This is a genomic window from Streptomyces sp. NBC_01689, from assembly GCF_036250675.1.
In the GTDB taxonomy this organism is placed as follows: domain Bacteria; phylum Actinomycetota; class Actinomycetes; order Streptomycetales; family Streptomycetaceae; genus Streptomyces.
Window position 1 is genome coordinate 7,818,823 of the sequence record NZ_CP109592.1, and the last position, 23,695, is coordinate 7,842,517.

Here is a 23,695-nt window from a genome sequence, read left to right on the forward strand (position 1 = left end):
GGGCGTTCCCCGGCCGGAAAGATCCACGTTGACGCGGCCACGTCCAGCACGGCGAGAACACCGGTATGCGTGTCGTCATCGTGACCGAATCCTTTCCCCCCGATGTGAACGGCGTGGCCCACTGCGCGCTCCAGACCGCCCGGCACCTCGTCGATCGCGGTCACGCTCCCCTTGTCGTCGCTCCGACCACCTCTCCCAAGTTCGCGGCCTCCTTCGAGCCGGGCGGTGCCCTCCTCGGGGACGGCCCCGACGCCCTCTCGCCCTGTCCCGTCGTCCGTGTCCCCTCCCTCCCGCTCCCGGGCTACCCCCAGGTCCGCGTCGCCCTCCCCAGCCGACGCGTCGCCGCCGCGCTCGTCGAACACCGCGCGGACGTCGTCCACCTGGCCAGCCCCTTCATCCTCGGCGTGCGCGGCATGGCGGCCGCCGCCAAGCTCGGCATCCCCGCCGTCGCCGTCTACCAGACCGACCTGGCCGGATACGCCCGTACGTACATGGGCGCCGGCGAGGCCACCGCCTGGCGGCGGATCCGTTCCGTCCACACCGCCGCCGACCGCACGCTCGCCCCGTCCAGCGCCGCCCAGCACGACCTGGAGGCACACGGTGTGCCCCGGGTGAGGCTGTGGCCGCGCGGGGTGGACACCGTCCGCTTCCGTCCCGGCCACCGGGACGAGGCGCTCCGGCGTGAACTGGCGCCGAACGGCGAGCTGATCGTCGGCTACGTCGGCCGGCTCGCCCCGGAGAAGCAGGTCGAACTGCTCGCCGGGGTCTGCGGCCTGGACGGCGTCCGTGTCGTGGTCGTGGGCGACGGCCCCAGCGAGACCTCGCTGCGCGAGGCACTGCCCGGGGCCGCCTTCCTGGGACGGCGCACCGGCGACGAACTCGCCCGGATCTTCGCCTCGCTGGACGTCTTCGCGCACACAGGCCCCTTCGAGACCTTCTGCCAGACCGTGCAGGAGGCAATGGCCAGCGGGGTCCCGGTCGTCGCGCCCGCCGCGGGCGGACCGCTGGACCTGGTGGCGCACGGCCGGACGGGGCTGCTGGTGCCGCCGCGCGACGCCGACGCCGTCCGTGACGCGGTGGTGGCCCTGGCCGCCGATCCGGCCCGCCGGGCCGAGTACGGCGCCGCCGGCCGCGCCACCGTCGAGGGCCGCACCTGGGCGGCCGTCGGCGACCAGCTCATCGACCACTACACCGAGGTGCTCTCCGCGCGGACGGTGGTGGCGGCATGAGCCTGCGCATCGTACGGCTGGCCAACTTCGTCGCCCCGGCCTCCGGGGGGCTGCGCACCGCCCTGCGGGAGCTCGGCGCCGGCTACCGGGCCGCCGGGCACGAACCGGTCCTGGTCGTCCCCGGAGAGCGGGTGAGCGACACCGACACCGAGCAGGGACGGGTGATCACGCTGCCCGGTCCGGTGCTGCCCGGAACCGGCGGATACCGGGTCCTCACGGACAGGCGGCGCGTCGCCCGCCTCCTGGAGTCCCTCGCCCCCGACCGCCTGGAGGTCTCCGACCGGACCACCCTGCGCTGGACCGGCGTGTGGGCGCGGCGGGCCCGGGTGCCCGCCGTGATGGTCTCCCACGAGACGGCCGACGGCGTGCTGCGGACCTGGGGGCTCTCCGAGGCGATGGCCCGCAGGACGGCGGACGCCCTCAACATCCGTACGGCGCACTCCTACGCGCGGGTCGTGTGCACGACGGAGTTCGCGGAGCGCGAGTTCGTCCGCATCGGCGCGCGCAACGTCGTACGGGCTCCGCTGGGCGTCGATCTGACCGGGCGGCACCCCGCGCTGCGGGACCCGGCCGTACGGGACCGGTACGCGCGCGCCGACCAGGTCCTGCTGGTGATGTGCTCCCGGCTGTCCGTCGAGAAGCGGCCCGGTACGGCGCTCGACGCGCTGGAGGCACTGCTGGGGCGCGGTGAGCGGGCCGTGCTCGTCGTCGCCGGGGACGGGCCGCTGCGGGCCCGGCTCGAACAGCGCGCCGCCGAACGCCGGCTGCCCGTCACCTTCCTCGGACATGTCGCCGACCGTGCGCTGCTCGGCGCGCTGCAGGCCTCGGCGGACGTGGCCCTGGCACCGGGGCCCGCCGAGACGTTCGGGCTCGCCGCACTGGAGGCGATGGCCTGCGGCACCCCGGTGGTGGCCAGCGCGCTGTCCGCGCTGCCCGAGATCGTCGGGTCCGCCGGGGCCACCGCTGGAGACAGCGGCGAGTCCTTCGCGGACGCGGTGCGGCTGCTCCTGGGACGGACCGAGGCCGAGCGCCGGGACGCGGCACGCGCGCGTGCCGAGTGCTTCGGCTGGGACACCGCGGTGAAGGCCTTCCTGGCGGCGCACGACGCGACCGTCGAGGTGCGGCCCCGCCTTCAGGAGGGTGTCGGATGAGACCCCTTCGCTTCGCGGCCCTCGGGGACTCGCTCACCGAGGGGGTGGGCGACCCCGTGGGAGAGGCCTGGCGGGGCTGGGCGGCGCTGCTGGCGGGCGGCCTGGCCGGCGGGGCGCCCGGGGAAGCGCCCGGTGCGGTGCCCGGCGGGCCGTCCGAGGAGGTGCCCGGCGGGGTCCCCGCCGGGTGCGCTGCGGGGGCGTCCCGAGGTCTCGCGGACGGTGCCGCGCGGCAGCCGTCCGGCCCGTCCGCCGGGTCCGCGGAAAGGGCGGGCGGGGCGTCCGCCGGGTCCGCGGAGGGGCCGCCGGGAGGACCGTCGCACGCCCCCGGAGGCCGGGTCGAGTTCACCAACCTCGCGGTGAGCGGCGCCCAGACGCGCGACGTCCTGGAACGCCAGACGCCCCGGGCGCTGGCCCTGCGCCCGGACGTGGTCTCCGTCGTGATCGGGGTGAACGACACCCTGCGGTACACCTTCGACATCCACGCGGTGGCGGCCCGGCTCGACGAGGTGTACGCGGCCTTCCGGAACCAGGGCGCCGTGCTTCTGACCGCCTGTCTGCCGGATCCCGGGGCGATGCTCGGGCTGCCGGGGGCGCTGGCCCGTCCGCTGGCCCGGCGTCAGCGGGCCGTCAACGCGGTCGTGCACGCGCTGTCCGAGCGGTACGGGGCGGTGCACGTGCACGCGGCGGAGGGCGCGTGGCTGACCGACCGCGCGCTGTGGAGCGCGGACCGGCTGCACCCGGGGGAGCGCGGGCACCGGCAGCTCGCGCTGCGCTTCCACGCGTCCCTGGTGCGGGAGGGCGTCGCCACCGGGCCCGCGCCGTCGTCCGAACCCGAGTTCCCGGCGCCCACCCGCTCGGCGAGTCTGTGGTGGCTGGCCACCGCGGGGACCGGATGGGTCGCCAGGCGGTGCACCGACCTGCTGCCGCAACTGCTCACGCTGGCCGCCGCCGAGGTACGCCACCGGGCACGCGGGACCAGCGCCCGGCTCGACCTCGGTGCCTCGCACGCGGTCGCGTCCGCGCTGGCCGCCCTGTCGGTGGGCGAACAGCCGGACGCGGCCTGAGGAGCCGGGCCGGGCGGGGCGCGGCCCGAGGCGGCGGGCGGGGCGCGGGCCCGTCAGCGGCGGCGAACGGCCAGGAAACGGACCGGCGTGCCCGCGACCGCCTGCGCGGCCGCGGGGAGGTCGGCCGTACGGACCACCGCGACCACCGGGTACCCCCCGGTGGTCGGGTGGTCGGCGAGGAACACCACCGGTCTGCCGTCGGGCGGCACCTGCACGGCTCCCAGGACCATGCCCTCACTGGGCAGTTCACCCGGGACGGCCCTCTCCAGCGAGGGCCCTTCCGTACGCAGCCCGATGCGGTTGCTCGCCGAGGAGACCCGGTAGGCGGCCGCCGTCAGGGTGTCCAGGGCGGAGGCGGTGAACCAGTCGTCGCGCGGGCCCGGAGTCACCCGCAGCACCAGCTCGGCGGGCGGACCCGGGTACGGGGCGACGTCCACGCGCGCGGGGACGTCGCCCCGCTCCCCCAGCGGCAGCACCGTTCCGGCTGTGAGGGGTGGCGGGCCCAAGCCAGAGAGCAGGTCCGTGGAGCGGCTCCCGAGGACCGGGTCCACGGCGACTCCGCCGGACACGGCCACATAGCTGCGCAGTCCCGCGCGGGCCCGGCCGACGTCCAGCAGCGCGCCGGCGGGGACCCGCACCGGGGCGCCCCAGGGCACGGGGTGTCCGTCCACCGTGACCGGGCAGGGCGCGCCCACGACCGCCACGGTGACCGCCGAACAGGGGCGCAGCGCGCAGCCGTCGAGGGTGGTCTCCAGGACGGCCGCCCCGGCGGGGTTGCCCACGAGCCGGTTGGCCAGCCCGGCGGCGGGCGGGTCCAGCGCCCCGGAGCGCGGGACGCCGAGGTGCGCGTGGCCGGGGCGGCCCCGGTCCTGGACGGTGGTCAGGGCGCCGGGCCGTACGACCGACAGGGCCCGGTCGGTCATCAGCACGCCGCCGCCGTGAACCGGACCCGGGTACCCGGGGCGAGCAGGGCGGCCGGTACGCGGGTGTGGTCCCACAGCACCGCGTCCGTCGTGCCGATCAGCTGCCAGCCGCCCGGCGACGAGCGCGGGTACACGCCCGTGTAGGGGCCCGCGAGGGCGACGGATCCCGCCGGGACCGAGGTGCGCGGGGTCGCCCGGCGCGGTACGTCGTACCGGGAGGGCAGTCCGGTGAGGTAGCCGAATCCGGGGGCGAACCCGCAGAACGCGACCCGGTACTCGGCCGCCGTGTGGATCTCCGGCACCTCGCGCACCGGCACTCCCCAGCGCGCCGCGACGTCGGCCAGATCGGGGCCGTCGTAGCGTACGGAGAGCTCGATCGCCTCCTCCGCGCGCGCGGGCAGCGGCGGGATGTCCCACTCGGGGAGCCGTGACGCCAGGAGCACCGGATCGTCCAGGCCGTCCAGCAGGACCGTACGGGCCGCCGGGACGATCTCCCGGACGGACAGCGAACCGTCCGCGCGGCGGCGCAGCAGCTCGGCGTGCAGGGCCTCGGCCGCCGCGCCGGAGGCGACCTCGACGAGCAGGGCGTGTTCCCCCACCGGCAGTGCCCTCACGCGAAGGCCTCCACCCGCACGCCCGAGGACTCCAGCCGGGCGCGGACCCGGCGCGCCAGCTCGACCGCGCCCGGGGTGTCCCCGTGCAGGCACAGCGAGCGGGCGCGGACCGGCACACGTTCCCCCGTCAGGGACGTCACCTCGCCGGAGCGGGCGAGGCCCAGCGAGCGTTCGACGACCTGTCCGGTGTCCGTGATCACCGCGCCCTCGGCGGTGCGCGGCACGAGGGTGCCCTCCGCGGTGTACGCGCGATCCGCGAACGCCTCGGGGACGGTGGGCAGTCCGGCCCGCTCCGCCAGCTCCAGGAAGCGGGAGGACGGCAGGCCGAGGACGGGCAGCGCGGCGCCCGCGAGCAGGACGCCGTCGACGACCGCCGCCGCCTGCTCCGCGTCGCGCACGACGCGGTTGTAGAGCGCGCCGTGCGGCTTCACATAGGCCACGCGCGCGCCCGCCGCACGCGCGAAGACCTCCAGGGCGCCGATCTGGTAGGCCACTTCCGCGGTCAGTTCGGCGGGCGGCACGTCCATCGCGCGCCGTCCGAAACCGGCCAGGTCGCGGTAGGAGACCTGGGCGCCGATCCGTACGCCCCGTTCGGCCGCCAGTTCGCACACCCGTCGCATGGTGACCGGGTCCCCGGCGTGGAATCCGCAGGCCACGTTGGCGCTGGTGACGACGGACAGCAACTGCTCGTCGTCGGTCAGCCGCCAGCGGCCGAAGCCCTCGCCGAGGTCGGCGTTGAGATCGATCGGGGTCATGGGGCGCAGTCTCTCCTGTCCGGGCCGCTCAGGCCACGCGGTACTGCTCGTCACGGGCGTCGGTGACGAACATCCGGCCGGGCGCGTGGGTGATCGCGAACGGCGGGCGGGACGCCATCACGGCCGCCTGCGGAGTCACCCCGCAGGCCCAGAACACCGGGATGTCGTCGGGTTCGGCCTCCACCGTGTCTCCGAAGTCGGGGTGGGCGAGGCTGCGGATGCCCAGCCCCGAGGGTTCCCCGCAGTGCACGGGGCCGCCGTGCACTGCGGGCATGAGGCTGGTCTCCCGGATCGCCGTGGCCAGGTGTTCGGGCGGGACCGGGCGCATCGACACCACCAGGGGGCCGTGCAGCCGCCCGGCGGGCCGGCACCGGCGCGCGGTCACGTACATGGAGACGTTGCGGCCCTGTTCGATGTGGCGCAGGGGGACGCCCGCCGCGCCGAGCGCCCACTCGAAGGTGAAGCTGCACCCGATCAGGAACGAGACCAGGTCGTCGCGCCAGCGGCCGACGACGTCCGTGGGCTCGTCCACCAACTCCCCGTGCTCCCAGACCCGGTAGCGCGGCAGATCGGTGCGCAGGTCCGCGCCCGCGGCGAGCGGGGTGGTCCAGGAGCCGGCGTCGGTGACGTCCAGGAGCGGGCACGGCACCGGGTTGCGCTGGCAGAACAGCAGCATGTCGTAGGCCCAGTCGGCGGGCACCGAGATCAGGTTGGCCTGGGTGTGCCCGGCGGCGATCCCGGCCGTCGGGCCCGACACGCCCGAACGGAACATCGCGCGCGCCTTCTCGGGGGTCCACGCGCGCGCGTGCGCGCCGAGCGGGTGCGAGGGGCGCTCCTGGGACGGGCGTCGAGCGGGGGCCGAGGGGGCCGGAGAGGCCTCGGAGGCGGCGGAGTCCGGGGAGGACAGGGAAGCCACGGACGTCACTGGAGTTCCTTTCCACGGGTCTCGGGGAGGCCGAGCAGCGCCAGGGCGGCGAGCGCGTAGCCGACCGCGCCGAAGACCAGGGCGCCGCCCACGCCCCAGCTGTCGGCCAGGAAGCCGACCAGGGTGGGGAAGACGGCACCCACGGCGCGCCCGGTGTTGTACGTGAAGCCCTGCCCGGTGCCGCGTACCGCCGCCGGGTACAGCTCGCTGAGGAACGAGCCGAAGCCGCTGAAGATCGCCGACATGCAGAAGCCGAGCGGGAAACCGAGCACCAGGAGAAGCGTGTCGGCGCCGCTCGGGAGGTTGGCGTAGGTGAGGACGCAGACCGCGGAGAGGACCGCGAAGAGCAGGATGTTCCGCTTGCGGCCCAGCCGGTCGGTGAGATGGCCGCCGGTGAGGTAGCCGACGAAGGCCCCGGAGATCAGGAACGTCAGATAGCCGCCGGTGCCGACCACCGACAGACCCCGCTCCGTCTTCAGGTAGGTGGGTACCCAGGTGGCCAGCGTGTAGTAGCCGCCCTGCACCCCGGTGGAGAGCAGTACCGCGAAGAACGTGGTGCGCAGCAGGCCGGGGCCCTCGGCGGTGCCCGGCTTGAAGATCGCCGTGAACGAGCCCTTGTGCGCGCTCCTTTCGCGCTCGGCCGCCGCCTCGGGGGCGTCCTGCACCCGGCGGCGCACCCAGAGAACCAGCAGCGCGGGCAGCGCGCCGGTCCAGAACATCACGCGCCAGGCGAGGTCGTCGCCGAGGAACTGGAAGACGAGGGTGTAGATGAGCGCCGCAAGGCCCCAGCCGACGGCCCAGGAACTCTGGACGGCGCCGAGCGTGCGGCCGCGGTGCTTCGGGCTCGCGTACTCGGCGACCAGGATCGCGCCGACCGCCCACTCGCCGCCGAACCCGAGCCCCTGGAGGGCGCGGAAGACCAGCAGCGTCTCGTAGTCGGGCGCGAATCCGCAGGCCACGGTGAACACGGCGTACGTGATCACGGTGATCATGAGTGCCTTGACGCGCCCGAACCGGTCCGCGACCACCCCGGCGACCGCGCCGCCGACCGCCGAGACGACCAGGGTGACGGTGGTGAACAGACCGGTCTGACCGCTGTCCAGACCGAAGTAGGCCGCCAGCGCGACCATGCTCAGCGGCAGGGTGAAGTAGTCGTACGAGTCGAGGGCGTAGCCGCCGAACGCGCCGGCGAAGGCGCGGCGGCCCCGGGGGTCGAGCGCGCGCAGCCAGCCGAACGCGCCTTCTGGAGAACCGTTTTCACCTCTTCCGCCTGATTTGGTGAGGTGGTCGGCGGTCGGGGCCCGGGAGGGGGAGGGAGGGGTCGTGCTCATGAGCACCTCGCAATGAGGGACGGAGGGTGCGTGAGGACTGAGCCGTGCCGTGCGGTGCTGTGCCGTGCCGTGCGGAGGGGACGGGTGCCGTGTGCGGGCGGGCGGTGGCGGGCCGTGCGGCACCGTCTGACCGTAAAGGTAGAGGATCGTTGAACGATCCTTCAATACCCGTGTTGTTTCGTTCCTGTATCTACGATTGAATTCCGGGCATGGCAGAGCTGACCGGACTGGCCGACGACCGTGCCCTGCTGGGCCGTACCAGCACCGCCGAGAGGGTGGCCGACATCCTCAGGAGCCGGGTCGCGGAGGGGTACTTCCTGCCCGGGACGCGCCTGTCCGAGGACAGCATCGGCGGGGCGCTCGGTGTGTCGCGCAACACGCTGCGCGAGGCGTTCCGGCTGCTCACCCACGAGCGGCTGCTCGTCCACGAGCTCAACCGCGGGGTCTTCGTACGGGTGCTGACGGTCGAGGACGTCGAGGACATCTACCGCACCCGCACGCTCGTGGAGTGCGCCGTGGTCCGGGGACTCGGTGAGCCGCCGTACGCCCTCGACGACCTCGCCGGGGCCGTCGAGGAGGGGCGGCGGGCGGCGCGCGAAGGTGACTGGAAAGCCGTGGGCACGGCCAACATCCACTTCCACCGGGAGCTGGTCGCGCTCGCCGGGAGCTCCCGCACCGACGAGGTGATGCGCAGCGTCTTCGCCGAACTGCGCCTCGCCTTCCACGTGGTGGATGACCCGCGCCGGCTGCACGAGCCGTACCTCGCCCGCAACCAGGAGATCCTCGACGCGCTCCGGACGGGCGACCGCGACGCGGGCGAACACCTGCTCGCGGTCTATCTCGGCGACTCGCTCGAAAGGGTCGTCGAGGTCTACGCGCGGCGGGTGGCGGACGGCGCCCAGGGCCTCGACTGAGGCGTGCCCAGGGCCTCGACCGAGGCGCGGGCGGCCGTCGGGACGCGAGCCGGGGAGGTCGCGGCGCGCACACGGTGGGCGGGCGGTCGTTTCTGCGCCGTTTCGACCGGTGTCAGACCGAGGACCTAGTCTGTGCACCGTGACTTCGCCTGCATCGACGGACCGCGTTCCGCCCCAGCTCAGCGCGGCACCGCGGCCCGCTCCGGGTCCGGCCGCCGACGAGGGCCTGGCGCGGCGGCTGCGCGCGCTCGCCTGCACCGCGCCGCTGCACGACCTCGACGTGCGCAAGGCGAACCTCGCGGGCGAGTACACGGTGTACGGCATGGCCGAGGTCGCCCTCGCCGCCATCGACCTCGTCACCCTGAACATGGACTTCGACACCGGCGCCGACCACGACCAGATAGTGGCCAGGCTCCTGCCGCGCATCGCCGCGCAGGCCCCCCGGCGCCCCGCCGCCGAGCACGAGCGGGTGGCCCGCTGGGTCCTGGAGAACCTGATCAACGTCGGCAGCGTCGACCGCGGCTTCCGCGCCGTGTACGGCACGTTCGCGCCGGACGGTTCCTATGTCCGCCGCGACTACGACTTCAAGCTGATCGAGGAGGTCCCCGGGTACGGGGGGACCGTCTACCTCCGTACGACCGACGAGGCGGTCAACGTCCTGGTCGGCGCCCTCGACACCGACGTCACCAGCGCGCAGATCGCCGCCGAGGTCAAGCTGGAGGTGCTGATCAGCCGCGGCCGGCTCGCCGACGCGCAGCTCGCCGCCGAGCAGGCCCGCTACCGGACCGTGCAGTACTCCGAGACGCTCCGCAGGGCCCTCGACGCCACCCGGCGCAATGTGCGGGCCGTCGACTGGCTCCGGGCCGTGCCCGACATGATCGCCGAGGCCCTCGACCACGTCGCGGACCGCTACCGCCACGAGAACGCGATCCTCACCAACATCCGCAAGGCCCGGGACGAGTCGGAGGACCCCGAGCAGAAGCGCCGTGCCGCCGAGCTCGTCGACATCGTCAAGGACTGCATCCGCCGCCACACCCAGCTGCAGTCCCGGCTCCTGGAGGCGGGGCCGCTGTTCCGCGCCGAGCAGGACCGGCAGGCCTTCGCCACCCCCATGACCTCCGCGGGCATCGACCTCTACGGCCACCTCGTCGCCCCCTTGCTGCCACTGCCCGTCGAGCGGGCGCGGCGCGTCACCGACGCCTTCTTCGCCCGCGGGACCGGTCTGCGCACCCCCGGCTCCGTCCGCGTCGCGGACCTCGTCGACCTGCTGCTGACCCCGCCCGTGGAGCGGGAGCACCTCGGTGCCGAGATGCCCGAGCCGGACCTGATCGCCACCCCCGACGACAGCCGCTTCAGCGAGGAGCAGCTCGCGAGCGCCATGGACCTGCTCGACCTGCCGGCCGACGCGCCGCGGCGGCTGTCCGGGCTGCTCGCGGAGGCCCGCCACCGCGACCCCGAACTGCCCTACCTGGTGGCACTGCTGGCGATCCACGCGGCCAGTCCGCCGGTCGGTACCGCATACCGGCAGGGCGAGGAGAGACTGCTCTTCGCCGTGGACGACGGGACCGACCTGGACGATCCGGAGTTCGGCGGCGCCGACCTCATCGTGGGCATGGCCCTGCTGGACGCGGCGGGCATGGCGGCGGACCGGAAGTGAACACCCCGCCGCCCGCGCCGGGGAGCCACGGGCCGGTCACGGCCCGCGGGCCGGGCCTGGACGCCCGCCCGGGCCGCCGCGCACCGCGCCGGGCCGCCCCCACCCCCGTACCTCTGAACAAGGAGCCCCTTCCGTGACCGAGCAGCACGTCGAGTGGAGCGAGCCGGACGTCGTCGCCGCGCCGGCGAACGCCCCCGTCACGCCCGCCGACGCCGCCGACGCGGCGCGGCTCGTCGCCTTCGGGCTGCAGCCCCGACTGCAGCCGGCACGCGACCAGGAGTACACGGAACTGCTGCGGCGCTACCGCGAGGACCCGCCCTTCGCGCGCCTCGCCGACGCCGTGGCCACCGGGCTCGGCCTGATCGTCCTGGAGGTCTCCCCGCGCGCCGGGATGGCCGTCACGGCCGCCGAGGACTCCGTCTTCGCCGTCCGCATGGGCGACTACGCGCGCCGAACCTCCGCCGACTCCGTGGACCGCTTCCTGCACGGCCTCGCCCACCTCGCCGTGGCCGCCCTGGCCTTCCCTCGGCCGGAGGACCTGGCCGACGACGGATACATCGGCCGCGTCTCGGTCAACGGCGTCGACGCGTTCGTACGCCAGGCCTGCCGCCGCCTGGAGGAGCGGGCCGAGGAACTGGGCGAGAACACCGACCCGGCGACCGAGGCCCCGGGTCTGGAGGCGGCCTGGCGGATCTGGGCGCGACGCAGTTCCACCGGCGCGACCAAGGACGCGCGACGGCTCGCGGGCTCCACCACCGGCATCGTCGGCAAGGCCGTCGCGTTCCTCACCGACTCCGGCTTCCTGCAGCGCACCGGCGACGACGCGGGCGGCACGTACCGGACGACGGCCCGCTACCAGCTCCAGGTCCGGGACATGGCGGGCAGCGCCGCGATGGCCGAACTGCTGGAACTGGGCGTCGTCCCGGTCACCGACGGCACCGCGAGCCTGCTGCCCGCCGAGGACGGCGAGGATCTGGAGCGGGTGGCCGGCGCCGGACTCCCGTTCCACTCCTGACCCCCCAACCGAAGAACCCCCCACGTATCCGAAGACTGACGACGAGAGTCCGCCGCCATGTACGAGCTGTCCCGGGTCCGCCTCTACTCCATCGGGCCGGCCGGTGCGCGCTACGCCGACACCGTGCTGGACCTGCGGGGTGTCGGTGAGCCCGTGCCCGACCCCGCGCCCATCCAGGCGGAGTTCTTCGAGGACGAGCCCGTCGGACCGCCGCGCCGGCCCGCCCCCGCGGGCGTGCTCTTCCTGGAGAACGGCGGCGGCAAATCCGTCCTGCTCAAACTGATCTTCTCCGTGATGCTGCCGGGACACCGCAACACCCTGGGCGGCGCCAGCTCCGGAGTGCTGCGCAAGTTCCTGCTCGCCGACGACTGCGGCCATGTCGCGCTGGAGTGGCAGCACACCCTGACCGGCGAGTGCGTCGTCGTCGGCAAGGCCAGCGAGTGGCGCGGACGGCAGGTCTCCAACGACCCGCGGAAGTTCGCGGAGGCCTGGTACTCCTTCCGGCCCGGACCGGGCCTGAGCCTGGACAGCCTGCCCGTCGCCGAGGCCACCACCGTCCGCCCGGCCGCCGAGGGCGCGTCGGGCGCGCAGGGGCGCCGCCGCACCATGAAGGGCTTCCGGGACGCCATCACCGAGGCCGGCAAGGCCTACCCGCACCTGGAAGTGCACTGGGAGGAGATCCACGACCGCTGGAACGAGCACCTCGGCGACCTCGGACTCGACCCCGAACTCTTCCGCTACCAGCGCGAGATGAACGCCGACGAGGGTGAGGCCGCCGGCCTCTTCGCCGTCAAGAAGGACTCCGACTTCACCGACCTGCTGCTGCGCGCGGTCACCGACACCCGCGACACGGACGGCCTCGCCGACCTGGTCGGCGGCTTCGGCAACAAACTGGGGCGACGCTCCGAACTGATCGCCGAGCGCGACTTCACGGCCGGCTCCGCGGACCTGCTCGGACGTATCGTCGAGGCCGCCGACGCCCGCTCCCGCGCACGGGACGTCCACGCGGCCGCCGAACGGCGCACCCGGACCCTCGCCCGGCGCCTGTCCGCACGGGCGGTGCGGGAGCGGGTGCGCGCCGGAGAGCTGGCGCAGCGCGTCACCGCCGCCGCGTACGCCGTCACCCATGCCGAGGGCGCCCGCGAGCGCAGTGCGCTCATCGCCGCCGAACTCGCCTACCGGCACGCCTCGCTGGCACTCGCCGGAGCCGAGAAGTCGGCGGCCGCGCAGAAACGCGAGCTCGCCGACGCACGCACCCTGCACTCGTCCTGGCAAGCCGCCGAACTCGTCCTGCGCCACCGGGCCGCCGCCGACCGCTCCGCGCGCGTGGCCGCCGCGATCCTGGAGGCCGAGCGGGACGCCGCGCCCGCGCTCGCCGCCCGCGCCCGGGCCGCCGTCGACCTCGTCCGCGCCCTGCACCGCGCCGCCGAGGGCGCCGAGGCCCTCGCCAACGAGGAGGAGGAGCGCTCCGCCGGGCTGCAGGACGTCGGTGAGACCGCGTACGCCGACTCGACCGCCGCGGCCACCGCCGCCCAGCGCGCCCGCAGCGAGATCGGCCACCTGCGCCAGCGGCTCAGCGAGGTCGAACAGGAGACCGCCGAGGCGGTCCGCGCGGGCTGGCTCGACGACACCGCCCCCGACGCCGACCCGGCCCGCGCCGCGCTCGCCGCGAGCGACGCCGAGAAGACCGCCGTCGCGGCCTGGGACACCGCCCGCGAGGCCTCCCGCCGGGCCACCGAACACGCCCGGGAGGCGGCGTCCGCCGAGTCCCGCGCGGAGCTGACGGCCGCCCGCGCGGCGGACGCGGCGACGGCGGCGGAGCGGGCGTACGACGGGGAGCGCCGCACCGCGGAGGCCCTGGCCGGCGAGGAGCGGCTCGCCGAACTGCTCAGCCTGCCGAGCACCGTGACCACCGCCCGCGGCGGGGTGCCGCTGCCCCGGACGGGCGCGGACACCGCCGACGCGGCGACCGGCCGCCCGGCCCGGCAGCCGGGCGCGGGCGACGACGCGGCCGGGCACGCCGGGCACGGCGGCGGCCACGACGGAACCGCCGTCGCGGGCGCTCCCGCCGCGTCCCGGACCACGGCCGAGGGCCCCCTCACCCCCGAGGAGCTCGACCAGTACGCCGACGAGCTGCGGACCCTCCTCGACGACGGCGTCTCCTCCGCCGAACGGCAGCTCTTCGAGCTGCGGACCGCCGCAGCCGACGACGCCCGCATCCTCGGCGCCCTCGGCGACGGCGGACTCCTGCCGCCCGGCCCGGATGTGCTGGCCACGGTCGAGTACCTCGGCGAGCACGGCATCCCGGCACTGCCCGGCTGGCGCTATCTCGCCCAGGCCGTCGACCCGGTCGACCACGCCCGGGTGCTGGCCGCCCGGCCGGAACTCGTCGACGGTGTGATCATCACCGACCCGGACACCCACGCCCGGGCCCGCGAGGCGCTCGCGGAGGCGGCCCTGCTGCCCCGCTCCGCCGTCGCCGTCGGCACCGCCGCCGCGCTGCTCGCCCCGACCCCGGCCGCGGACGCGGGGGACGGCGGGGTCTTCCTCGTCCCGCCGAACCCCGCCATGCACGACGAGCACGCCGCCGACGAGGAACGCCAGGCGCTGCGGGCCCGCGCCACCGGCCGGGACGAGGAGATCCGCGCCCTGGCCGGCCGGCTCGCCAAGGACCGCGAGCTGGCGGCACGCCTCGCCTCCTGGCGCACGGGATGCCCGGCCGGCCGGCTCGTCGAACTGGCCGGGACCGCGCAGGAGGCCCGCGCCTTCGCGGAGGAGACCGAGGCCGAACTCGCCGAGGCCCGTATCGCGCGCGCCGAGGCCGACGAGACCGCCGCCGAGGCCGCGCTCGTGCGCGACGAACGCCAGGACACCGCCCAGCGCGCCCGGCGCGCCGCGGACGCGCTCGCCGGTCTCGCCTTCCGGCTGCGCGAACGCGCCGGCTGGCAGGTGAAACTGCGCGAACTCGCCGACGAGGCCACGGAGTCGGAGGCCAGGGCCCAGACCTGCCTGGAGCGCGCCCGCGCCGCGGACGAGGACCGTCGCGCCACCCAGCGCGCCGCGGACGACGCCCGCCGCACGGCCCGCGCGCTGCGCGCCGAGCGCGCGGAGATCGCCGGCGCCCCCGACGACGTACCGCAGGAAGCGTCCGACACCGCGAAGTCGTCGCTGCCGGCCCTGCGCGAGGCCTACCGGGCCGCGTCGCAGCTCTACGAGAAGGTCGGCGTCGGCGCCGACCTGCGGGCCGAGCAGGCGCGGGCCGAGAGCGACGAGACCGCGGCACTCGCCGAGCTGGACCGGCTCAGCAACAAGGTGCGCACCCGCGCCGCACAGCTCCTGGAGTCGCCCGACGGATCCGACGGGCCGTCCCGGCAGGCCGCCGCCGCCCGGGCCGAGGAACTCGTACAGCTCCTGGAGACCCGGATGTCGACCGCGAGCGAGCAGCTCGGACGGCTGCGCGGCGAGGCCGAACGGCACGCGCCGGAGGACGGCGGGGCGCACACCGAGCTGTCGGAGGAACTGGTCCCGCGCGACGCCGGGCACGCCCAGACCCTGCTGCGCACGGCCACCGGTGAACTCGCCTCCCGTGCCGAGGCGTTGAACCAGGCCCGGGATGCGCACGCCGAACTGCTCGACGCCCACCGCACCGCCGAGGACTCGGCCGGCGGCTTCGACGAGACGGCGGCGCTGCTGCGGGACCTGCTGCGCGAGCACTCCGACGAGGAGCAGGAGGAGCAGGAGCCCTACCCGGGCGGACTGGACGAGGCACGGCACGCGGCCACCGAGACCCGCCGCTCCCTGCGCGGCTGCGCCGCCGACCTCTCCGCCGCGGAGAGCGCCGTCCGCGAGGCCGGCGACGTCCTCGTACGGCACGCCAACTCCACGCGCTACGAGCAGGTGCGCACCCCGGCCCGGCAGCAGATCCGCGAGCTGCCCGCCTCCGCGCTGCCCGAACACGCCCAGAAATGGGCGGACGCCTTCGCTCCCCGGCTGCGGGTCCTCACCGACGAGCTGGAGCAGCTGGAGCGCAACCGGGACTCGATCGTCGACCGGCTGCGCGGGCTCGTGGAGTCCTCCCTCGCCACCCTGCGCTCGGCCCAGCGGCTGTCCCGGCTGCCCGAGGGGCTCGGCGAGTGGTCCGGACAGGAGTTCCTGCGGATCCGGTTCGAGGAACCCGACCAGGCCACCCTGACCGAACGGCTCGGCGAGGTCATCGACGAGGCCACCCGCGCGGCCGTCAAGAAGAACTCCGACATGCGCCGCGACGGCATGTCGCTGCTGCTGAGGGGTGTCGGCGCGGCACTGCGGCCCAAGGGCGTCGCGGTCGAGATCCTCAAGCCGGACGCCGTACTGCGCGCCGAGCGCGTACCGGTCGGACAGATGGGTGACGTGTTCTCCGGCGGGCAGCTGCTGACCGCCGCCATCGCGCTCTACTGCACGATGGCCGCGCTGCGCAGCAACGACCGGGGCCGCGACAAGCACCGGCACGCCGGCACGCTCTTCCTCGACAACCCCATCGGGCGCGCCAACGCGACCTACCTGCTGGAGCTGCAGCGGGCCGTCTCGGACGCGCTCGGCGTCCAACTCCTCTACACCACCGGCCTGTTCGACACGACCGCGCTCGCCGAGTTCCCGCTCGTGATCCGGCTGCGCAACGACGCGGACCTGCGCGCCGGGCTGAAGTACATCAGCGTGGAGGAACACCTCCGGCCCGGACTGCCGAAGGAGGCTCCCGCCGGGGAGGCCGTGCACACGGAGATCACGGCGACGCGGATGTTCAAGCGCCCCGCGCCGGCCACCCCGTAGGACGGAGCGGCGGCCCCGCACCAGGTGTCCCGCGGGCGGCGGCGTCCCGCGGACGGGAATGCAGCGCGCACGGAAATGCCGCGCGGACGGGGGCGGGGGTGTCAGGCGGGCCGACCGCGTGACACCCCCGCCCCCGCCGGGGCCCGTGGCGCACCGCTCCTACGCGTCCTCCTTCAGCAGGTCGGCGCACTTCTCGCCGATCATCATCGTCGTGACGCAGGGGTTCACGGAGATGAGATCGGGCATCACCGAGCCGTCCGCGACCCGCAGCCCCTCGACCCCCTTGACCCGCAGCCGCGCGTCGAGTGGGGCCGAGGCGTCGTCGTCCGCCCCCATCTTCACGGTGCAGGACGGGTGGTAGACGGTGTTGTGGGTCTTGTGGATGTAGTCGAGCAGTTCGTCGTCCGTCCGGATGTCCGGGCCGGGAGCCAGCTCCGCCCCCGCCCAGCCGCCCATGGCCGGCTGGGCCACGATCTCCCGGGCCAGCCGCAGCCCGAACGTCATCACGCGCACGTCGTGCTCGTGGGTGAAGTAGCGGGGATCGACCTTCGGCTTGTCCCGGTAGTCGCGGGTACGCAGCCGCACGGTGCCGCGTGACCTCGCGCGGGTGACGTTCGGGGTGAGGCAGAAGGCGTTCTCGGTCGTGGGGAACCCGTGCCGTGCGGTGTTCATGTCGAACGGCACCGAACCGTAGTGGTACATCAGGTCCGGCCGGTCCAGGCCCGGTTCCGTGTCGTAGAAGATCCCGGCCTCCCACCACTGGCTCGACGTGGTGGTCATCGGCTGCCGGGCCTCCCACATGACGACGCCCTCGGGATGGTCCTGGAGGTTCTCGCCGACCCCGGCCGAGTCCACCACGACGTCCACGCCGACCTCCCGCAGATGCGCGGCGGGGCCGATGCCCGACAGCATCAGCAGTTTGGGCGTGTCGATCGACCCGCAGGACACGATCACCTCGCGGCGGGCGCGGACCGTCCGGGTGTGGACCAGGTCCGGATCCAGGTACTCGGCGCCCACGCACCGCCGGCCCTCCAGGACGAGTTTCCTGGCGCGCACCCCCGTCCGCACCGCGAGGTTCGGCCGCTTGCCCATGACCGGGTGCAGATACGCGACCGACGAGGACTGGCGGATGTTGTTCTCGTCGGAGTTGATCTGGAACCAGTTGGCGCCACGGACCACGGTCGTGCCGGTGTTGAAGGCCGTGGTCGGAATACCGGCCTGCGCGCACGCCTCCAGCAGCGCCGTGCCGCAGGGGTCCTCGCCCTTCAGCGTGCGCAGCTTCACCGGGCCGGTGCGGCCGTGGTGGTCGCCCGGCGCGTCGTTGGACTCCAGCCGCCGGTAGAGCGGGAAGAGGTCGGCGGCGCTCCACCCCGTACAGCCCGCCGCGGCCCAGTCGTCCAGGTCCTCCGCGGGGGCCCAGAAGGCGATGCAGGAGTTGTGCGAGGAACAGCCGCCGAGCACCTTGGCGCGGGCGTGCCGCAGAAAGCCGTTGCCGCTGGCCTGCGGCTCGACCGGGTAGTCCCAGTCGTAACCGGACTCCAGCAGGCCCATCCAGCGTTCCAGCTTCAGGACGTCTTCGTCGCCGACGTCGCTGGGCCCCGCCTCCAGCACGCACACGGTGACGGAGGGGTTCTCGGAGAGCCGGGCCGCCACCACGTTGCCCGCCGTACCGCCGCCGACCACTACATAGTCGAACTCATCGACAGTCATGGAGAGTTGACCTCCTCGGGTTGCTCTTCGGCCGGTTGTCCACCGGTCCTCACTCGGCGGCGGGGGAGATCAGGGAAGAGGTGGCGGAGGCGTCGGGCCGGAGCTGGTGCTCGGCGAGTACCCCGGTGCGGTGCCGCTGCACGAACCAGTAGTAGGCGAAGCCGCCGCCCGCGACGACGGCCACGAACAGGACGGCACCCCAGCGCAGGTACCAGTGGTACGGGGCGGTCGCGTTGTAGACCGCGGACCGCGGCCAGATGAGGTTGACGGTCATGGCCGCGCCCCACACGACGGCCACGATGTTGACGAGCAGCCCCCAGCGCCCCAGCGAGAACTTGCCGTCGCCCGCGGGGCGCCAGGTGCCCCGCAGTCGGGCGACCAGCATGGGTGCGGTGACCATCAGATACGCCAGGTAGATCATGATGATGCCGATGCTGGTGACCACGGTGAAGATCTGCGGCTGACGGATGTTGACCACCAGGATGGCCAGCGCGAGCAGGCCGATGATCACGGTCGGCAGCACCGGCGTCCGGAACCGCGCGTTGACCCTGGCCAGCTTGGAGGAGGCGGGCAGGTTGTTGTCGCGGGCCATCGCGAAGGCCAGTCGGACCGCCGCCGTGTGCACGGCCAGCGCGCACACCGTGACCGCGATCAGCACACACCACAGCATCGCCTTGCCCGCCGTCGGGCCGAGCACGTCGAGGACGATGTACTGCAGCCCGTCCGTGGAGAGCTTCTCGCCCTTCAGGCTGGAGACGCTCATCAGCGCGAGCAGCAGGACGAGGCCGCCGAGGACGAAGGAGGCGACGATGGCCCGGATGATGGCGCGCGGCGCGTTCCGAGAGGGGTCGAGGCACTCCTCACCGAGCGACGAGGCCGTGTCGAACCCGTACATCACGTAGGCGGACGCCAGCGAGGCCACCAGGAAAGCGCCGAGGTAGCCGAACGACTGACCGTGGCCGGTGCCCTGGGTGTCCATCACCACCTGCGGACCGCGGGTGATGTGCACCGCGAAGAGGATGATCAGTACGACGGTGGCGATCAGCTCGATGAAGACGCCCGCGGTGTTGATCGTCGCCATCAGCTTCACACCGAAGGCGTTGATCACGGTGGTGAACAGGATCAGCACGGCGGCCAGCAGCACCGCGTTGGTGGCGACGTCGTACTTGCCCGTGCCGTCGCCCACGAACTGGAAGGTGTCGGAGATCTGCGGAAGCGTCAGCTGATAGGCGAGCGCGACGGCGGCGATCGACACGATGGACGCGAGCAGCATCATCCAGCCCGCGAGCCAGCCGATGTGCGGATTGCCCACCTTCTTCGACCAGTTGTAGACGGAACCGGCCACCGGATAGCGGGCGGCGAGTTCGGCGAAGCAGAGCGCGACCATGAACTGGCCTATGAACACCAGCGGCCAGGACCACCAGTAGGCGGGGCCGCCGCTGCCGTAACCGAAGTAGAAGAGCTGGAAGGTACCGGTGAGGATGGAGATGTAGCTGATGCCCGCGGCGAAGGTGTGGAAGTTGCCGAGGGTGCGCTTCAGTTCGGGCTTGTAGCCGAACTCGGAGAGTTCGGCGTCGTCGTTCTGGTCGGTGGTCGGTGGAAGGGTGGTCATGAGCGGCCTCCTGGATCGGGGAGAGGGGCGCGGCTCGTGCGGGTGGAGTCGGGGGGTGGCGGCGGGCGGGTGGGGGATTCGGGAGGTGGCCGGGCAACGGTCGGAGGATGACGCGGGATCACCTGAAATCGGCGGGGATCACCGGGGGTTGCCCGGGATCACCGGTGATCACGCGAACCAGCCCTGCGGGGACGGATCGGTGTTGCGCCAGATGTGCTTCGCCTCGCGGTACTCGGCGAGGCCGGCCGGCCCGAGCTCACGCCCGGAACCGGACTGCTTGAACCCGCCCCATTCGGCCTGCGGGACATAGGGGTGGTAGTCGTTGATCCAGACCGTGCCGAGCCGCAGCCGCGCCGCCACCCGCCGCGCCCTGGCCCCGTCCGTGGTGAACACGGCGCCGGCCAGGCCGTAGATCGTGTCGTTGGCGAGCCGTACTGCGTCCGCCTCGTCGCGGAAGCGCTCCACGGTCAGCACCGGTCCGAAGGACTCGTCCTGGACCACGGACATGTCGCCCGTGCACTCGTCCAGCACGGTGGGCAGATAGTAGAACCCCTCGTCGAGCCCCTCGGGACGCCTGCCGCCGCAGCGCAGCACCGCGCCCTCCGCGATGCCTCGCCCGACGTACGCCTCGACCTTGGCACGGTGCGCCGCCGAGATCAGCGGCCCCGTCTGCGCCTGCTCGTCGAAGGGTCCGCCGAGCCGGATCAGTTCGGCGCGGCGGACGAGTTCGTCGACGAACCGGTCGTGCAGCGAGTCCTCGACCAGCAGCCTGGCCCCGGCCGAGCAGACCTGACCGGAGTGCAGGAAGACCGCCGTCAGCGCCAGGTCGACCGCGGTCTCGAAGTCGGCGTCGGCGAAGACGATGTTGGGGTTCTTGCCGCCGAGCTCCAGGGCGACCTTCTTCACCGTCCCGGCCGCGGCGGCCATCAGCCGCCGTCCGGTGTGCAGACCGCCGGTGAAGGAGACGAGGTCCACGTCCGGGTGGTCGGCGAGCGGCGCGCCCGCCTCGGGCCCGGCGCCGAGCACCAGGTTGGCCGCTCCGGCCGGCAGTCCGGCCTCTTCGAGCAGCCGCATCAGATGGATCGCCGTGTGCGGGGTGAGTTCGCTCGGCTTGAGCACGAAGGTGTTCCCTGCCGCGAGCGCCGGAGCGACCTTCCAGGCCGTCTGCAGCAGCGGATAGTTCCAGGGCGTGATCAGCGCGCAGACCCCGACGGGCTCGTACACGACCCGGCTGTCGACGCTCGCCGTGCCCGTGTCCACGACCCGTCCGCTCTCCGCGGAGGCCGTCCGGCCGAAGTAGCGGAAACAGTTCGCGATGTCGTCGATGTCGTACTCGCTCTCGACGATCCGCTTGCCGGTGTCGAGCGACTCGGCGCGGGCGAGCGCGTCCTTGTCGCGTACGAGGAGGTCGGCGACGCGCAGCAGCAGGTCACCGCGGTCCGCCGCCGGGGTCGAGGGCCAGGGACCCTCGTCGAAGGCACGGCGCGCCGCGGCGATCGCCTCGACCGTGTCCTTGCCGCCCGCCTCGTCGACGACCCCGACCAGGGAACCGTCGGCGGGGCAGCGGATCTCGCGGGTGCGCTCGTCGAGAGCGCCCCGCCACGTACCGTCGATGAACAGGTCAGGCACGGGGACCTCCCAATTGCCGGATCAGCCACTCGTGGAAGATCCCGATGTGATGCTCGGTGGGCACCAGGACACCACCGTTCCGGTACGCCCGCGACGCCATCGCCGGCTGTGTCCGTTCACAGGCCTCGAAATCCTGTTCGTTGACCCGGTGGAAGAGCTCGACCGAGCGGGACACGTCCGCGCCGGACTCCACCACCTCCGGCGCGTAGAGCCAGTCGCACTCGACGACCGTGCGGTCCGCGGCGAGCGGGAACATGCGGTGCAGGATGACATGGTCGGGGACGAGATTGACGAAGACCGTCGGTTTCACCGTGATCGCGTAGTAGCGGCGGTCCTGGTCGTCCGCCACGTCCGGCAGCCGGCCGAAGCCCTCGCCGCCGTCGACGGTGAATCCCCGGATCTCCTCGCCGAACTCGGCGCCGTGCCCCACGTAGTACTGGGCGGCGTACCCCTCGGCGAACTCCGGGAGGACCTCGGTGAGCTCCGGGTGGATCGTGGCGCAGTGGTAGCACTCCATGAAGTTCTCGACGATCAGCTTCCAGTTCGCCTTCACGTCGTACCGGACGCGTCGGCCGAGCGCCAGCCTCTCGGTGCCGTAGTGCTCGATCGCGGCCGCGTCGCCCAGCCGTTCGACGGCCGCGCCCAGCACCGTCTCCTCGAAGGAGGGCGGCTCGTCGGCCAGGCACACCCAGGCGTAACCGAGCCACTCGCGCAGCGCCACCCCGATCAGCCCGTACGCGGCACGGTCGACGTCGGGCATCTTCACCAGGTTCGGCGCGGCGACCAGCCTCCCGTCGGAGCCGTACGTCCAGGCGTGGTAGGGGCACTGGAGATTGCGGCGGATCTCGCCCGACTCCTCGGTGCACAGCCGGGCGCCGCGATGGCGGCAGACGTTCAGGAAGGCGCGCAGTTCACCGGTGCGGGAACGGGTGATCAGGACGTTCTCGCGGCCGACCTGCACGGTACGGAAGGCGCCGGGCCGTGCGAGGTCCGCGGAGCGGACGGCACAGAACCACATCGACTCGAACAGGGATTCCTGCTCCTGCCGGAAGATCTCCGGGTCGGTGTAGTAGCGGCCGGGCAGGGTGGCGATCAGGCTGGGGGAGAGGGGGGACCGGGAGACGGGTGTCGTCGTCACGTGCGTACTCCTCAGGCGGGCGCGGCGGCGAGGCGATGGGGGTCGAACAACCCGATCGGGTGATCGGTGGCACCGTTCAGCGCGAGGTCGGCGAGGATCTCGCCGACGACCGGCACGAACTTGAAGCCGTGTCCCGAGAACCCGCAGGCCACCGTCACGGTCTCCGGGTGCGCCGGATGGCGGGCGATGACGAAGTGCTCGTCGGGGGTGTTGGAGTACATGCAGGTGGCGGCCTTGAGGAAGGTGCCGGGCAGGTCGGGGATGCACCGGGACATGTGATCGGCCATGGCCCGGATCTCGTCCTCGTGGACCGTCCGGTCGATGGTCTCCGGCGTGGTCACGGCGCCCTTGCGGAAGAAGGCGACCTTCGCGCCCAGCTCCGGCCCGTCGATGGACGGGAACCCGTACACCTGGACCCCCGCGCCGTCCTCCCAGATGTAGATGGGATGCTCCCCGGGCAGGAACGGCCCGACCCCGCCCCGCGGCTGGAACCAGTACATGACCTGGCGCTCGATGGTGAACGGCACTCCGAGGTCGGTCAGCAGGCGCGGCGCCCAGGCACCCGGGCAGATCACCAGCCGGCCCGCGGTGTAGGTGTTCTCGGCGGTGTGGACGCGCACCCCGTCCCGGTAGGGCTCCCACCGCGTCATCGGTTCCTCGAAGTGCAGGTCCGCGCCCTGCCGGGTGGCGAGCTGCAGATGCGCGGCGACCGTGTTCTCGGGGCGGACCAGCCCGGCCCGGGCCTCGTACAGCGCGACCTCGTCGTCGTCCGGGTTCAGGGTCGGGAAGCGACGGCGGATCTCCCGGGCGTCCAGCATCTCGTGGGGCAGGTCCCACTGTTCGGCCGAGAGCAGCGAACCGGAGACCGTCCGGGAATCGGGCCGGCCGATCATGACCCCGCCGCAGAGGGTGGCGATCTCGCGGCCCGTGGCCCGCTCCAGTTCCTCGTACAGCTCGTAGGAGCGCAGCAGCAGCGGGACGTACGCCGGGTCCTCGAAGTAGGACTGCCGGGTGATGCGGGAACCGCCGTGGCTGGAGCCGCGGTTGTGGACCGGGCCGAACTTCTCCAGGCCGAGCACACGGGCGCCGCGTGCCGAGAGATGGTGGGCGGCGGCGCTGCCCATGCCGCCGAGACCGATCACGATCACGTCGTAGGTGGGGGACACCTGGACCTCCTGGGCGAGTCGGGGCGTGTCCGGAGCTGACGAGGGGGAACAGCCGC

17 protein-coding genes are annotated in these 23,695 nt (G+C 73.7%); 7 read left to right on the forward strand and 10 right to left on the reverse strand.

The window, feature by feature from the left end; genetic code table 11:
• Positions 1-65: 65 nt before the first annotated feature.
• From OG776_RS33535 to OG776_RS33545, 3 genes are read left to right on the forward strand one after another with little or no spacing between them, the layout of a single operon-like run.
• Complete coding sequence (locus OG776_RS33535) at positions 66-1,229, forward strand: glycosyltransferase family 4 protein (protein ID WP_148007886.1); 1,164 nt, start codon at positions 66-68, stop codon at positions 1,227-1,229.
• Complete coding sequence (locus tag OG776_RS33540; RefSeq protein WP_148007887.1) at positions 1,226-2,380, forward strand: glycosyltransferase; 1,155 nt, start codon at positions 1,226-1,228, stop codon at positions 2,378-2,380. The genes OG776_RS33535 and OG776_RS33540 overlap by 4 nt, the downstream gene beginning before the upstream one ends.
• Positions 2,377-3,444, forward strand: coding sequence for an SGNH/GDSL hydrolase family protein (locus tag OG776_RS33545; RefSeq protein WP_148007888.1), 1,068 nt, complete (start codon positions 2,377-2,379; stop codon positions 3,442-3,444). Before OG776_RS33540 ends, OG776_RS33545 begins: the two co-directional genes overlap by 4 nt.
• 53 nt (positions 3,445-3,497) lie before the next feature.
• Here the strand turns inward: OG776_RS33545 and OG776_RS33550 are convergent, their stop codons facing one another.
• Genes OG776_RS33550 through OG776_RS33570 form a run of 5 tightly spaced genes read right to left on the reverse strand, consistent with a single transcriptional unit; the run spans position 3,498 to position 7,992 of the window.
• On the reverse strand, positions 3,498-4,367 hold the full coding sequence (locus tag OG776_RS33550) for a biotin-dependent carboxyltransferase family protein (protein ID WP_148008153.1): 870 nt from the start codon (positions 4,365-4,367) through the stop codon (positions 3,498-3,500).
• Positions 4,367-4,981, reverse strand: coding sequence for a 5-oxoprolinase subunit B family protein (locus tag OG776_RS33555; RefSeq protein WP_148007889.1), 615 nt, complete (start codon positions 4,979-4,981; stop codon positions 4,367-4,369). Before OG776_RS33555 ends, OG776_RS33550 begins: the two co-directional genes overlap by 1 nt.
• Entirely contained in the window at positions 4,978-5,736 is a 759-nt protein-coding gene (locus tag OG776_RS33560; RefSeq protein WP_148007890.1) for a LamB/YcsF family protein, read from the reverse strand. Before OG776_RS33560 ends, OG776_RS33555 begins: the two co-directional genes overlap by 4 nt.
• Before the next feature lie 28 nt (positions 5,737-5,764).
• Positions 5,765-6,661, reverse strand: a complete 897-nt coding sequence (locus OG776_RS33565) for a putative hydro-lyase (protein WP_261994408.1) — start codon at positions 6,659-6,661, stop codon at positions 5,765-5,767.
• Positions 6,658-7,992, reverse strand: coding sequence for an MFS transporter (locus OG776_RS33570; RefSeq protein WP_329323010.1), 1,335 nt, complete (start codon positions 7,990-7,992; stop codon positions 6,658-6,660). Before OG776_RS33570 ends, OG776_RS33565 begins: the two co-directional genes overlap by 4 nt.
• Before the next feature lie 209 nt (positions 7,993-8,201).
• Here OG776_RS33570 and OG776_RS33575 point away from each other — a divergent pair, with 209 nt between their 5' ends.
• The 4 genes from OG776_RS33575 to OG776_RS33590 all read left to right on the forward strand — a co-directional run bounded on the left by OG776_RS33575 (position 8,202) and on the right by OG776_RS33590 (position 16,384).
• On the forward strand, positions 8,202-8,906 hold the full coding sequence (locus tag OG776_RS33575; RefSeq protein ID WP_148007891.1) for a GntR family transcriptional regulator: 705 nt from the start codon (positions 8,202-8,204) through the stop codon (positions 8,904-8,906).
• Positions 8,907-9,045: 139 nt separating this feature from the next.
• Positions 9,046-10,563, forward strand: coding sequence for a hypothetical protein (locus tag OG776_RS33580; RefSeq protein ID WP_148007892.1), 1,518 nt, complete (start codon positions 9,046-9,048; stop codon positions 10,561-10,563).
• Between the two features lie 133 nt (positions 10,564-10,696).
• Positions 10,697-11,578 carry a hypothetical protein gene (locus OG776_RS33585; protein ID WP_148007893.1) on the forward strand — a complete coding sequence of 294 codons (882 nt, stop codon included), beginning with the start codon at positions 10,697-10,699 and terminating at the stop codon, positions 11,576-11,578.
• Positions 11,579-11,635: 57 nt separating this feature from the next.
• The gene (locus OG776_RS33590) at positions 11,636-16,384 is read left to right on the forward strand and encodes a hypothetical protein (protein WP_148007894.1); all 4,749 of its coding nucleotides are present in this window, start codon (positions 11,636-11,638) and stop codon (positions 16,382-16,384) included.
• Between the two features lie 159 nt (positions 16,385-16,543).
• On the opposite strand, the gene OG776_RS33595 is transcribed toward OG776_RS33590, so the two are convergent.
• The 5 genes from OG776_RS33595 to solA form a co-directional block, all read right to left on the reverse strand.
• The gene (locus OG776_RS33595; protein WP_148007895.1) at positions 16,544-18,094 is read right to left on the reverse strand and encodes a GMC family oxidoreductase; all 1,551 of its coding nucleotides are present in this window, start codon (positions 18,092-18,094) and stop codon (positions 16,544-16,546) included.
• Between the two features lie 49 nt (positions 18,095-18,143).
• Entirely contained in the window at positions 18,144-19,706 is a 1,563-nt protein-coding gene (locus OG776_RS33600; RefSeq protein ID WP_148007896.1) for an APC family permease, read from the reverse strand.
• A gap of 168 nt (positions 19,707-19,874) precedes the next feature.
• Positions 19,875-21,335, reverse strand: a complete 1,461-nt coding sequence (locus tag OG776_RS33605; protein WP_148012763.1) for an aldehyde dehydrogenase family protein — start codon at positions 21,333-21,335, stop codon at positions 19,875-19,877.
• Positions 21,328-22,473 carry an aromatic ring-hydroxylating oxygenase subunit alpha gene (locus OG776_RS33610; protein ID WP_148012764.1) on the reverse strand — a complete coding sequence of 382 codons (1,146 nt, stop codon included), beginning with the start codon at positions 22,471-22,473 and terminating at the stop codon, positions 21,328-21,330. The genes OG776_RS33605 and OG776_RS33610 overlap by 8 nt, the downstream gene beginning before the upstream one ends.
• An 11-nt stretch (positions 22,474-22,484) precedes the next feature.
• Positions 22,485-23,639: an N-methyl-L-tryptophan oxidase gene (solA, locus tag OG776_RS33615; RefSeq protein WP_148012765.1), complete on the reverse strand. Its 1,155-nt coding sequence runs from the start codon at positions 23,637-23,639 to the stop codon at positions 22,485-22,487.
• Positions 23,640-23,695 lie beyond the last annotated feature (56 nt).

Bases quoted from the DNA above. Each gene is read 5' to 3' on its own strand.
- OG776_RS33535 (WP_148007886.1), top strand. From the start codon at position 66: ATGCGTGTCGTCATCGTGACCGAATCCTTTCCCCCCGATGTGAACGGC.
- OG776_RS33540 (WP_148007887.1), top strand. From the start codon at position 1,226: ATGAGCCTGCGCATCGTACGGCTGGCCAACTTCGTCGCCCCGGCCTCC.
- OG776_RS33545 (WP_148007888.1), top strand. From the start codon at position 2,377: ATGAGACCCCTTCGCTTCGCGGCCCTCGGGGACTCGCTCACCGAGGGG.
- OG776_RS33550 (WP_148008153.1), bottom strand. From the start codon at position 4,367: ATGACCGACCGGGCCCTGTCGGTCGTACGGCCCGGCGCCCTGACCACC.
- OG776_RS33560 (WP_148007890.1), bottom strand. From the start codon at position 5,736: ATGACCCCGATCGATCTCAACGCCGACCTCGGCGAGGGCTTCGGCCGC.
- OG776_RS33570 (WP_329323010.1), bottom strand. From the start codon at position 7,992: ATGAGCACGACCCCTCCCTCCCCCTCCCGGGCCCCGACCGCCGACCAC.
- OG776_RS33575 (WP_148007891.1), top strand. From the start codon at position 8,202: ATGGCAGAGCTGACCGGACTGGCCGACGACCGTGCCCTGCTGGGCCGT.
- OG776_RS33590 (WP_148007894.1), top strand. From the start codon at position 11,636: ATGTACGAGCTGTCCCGGGTCCGCCTCTACTCCATCGGGCCGGCCGGT.
- OG776_RS33595 (WP_148007895.1), bottom strand. From the start codon at position 18,094: ATGACTGTCGATGAGTTCGACTATGTAGTGGTCGGCGGCGGTACGGCG.
- OG776_RS33600 (WP_148007896.1), bottom strand. From the start codon at position 19,706: ATGACCACCCTTCCACCGACCACCGACCAGAACGACGACGCCGAACTC.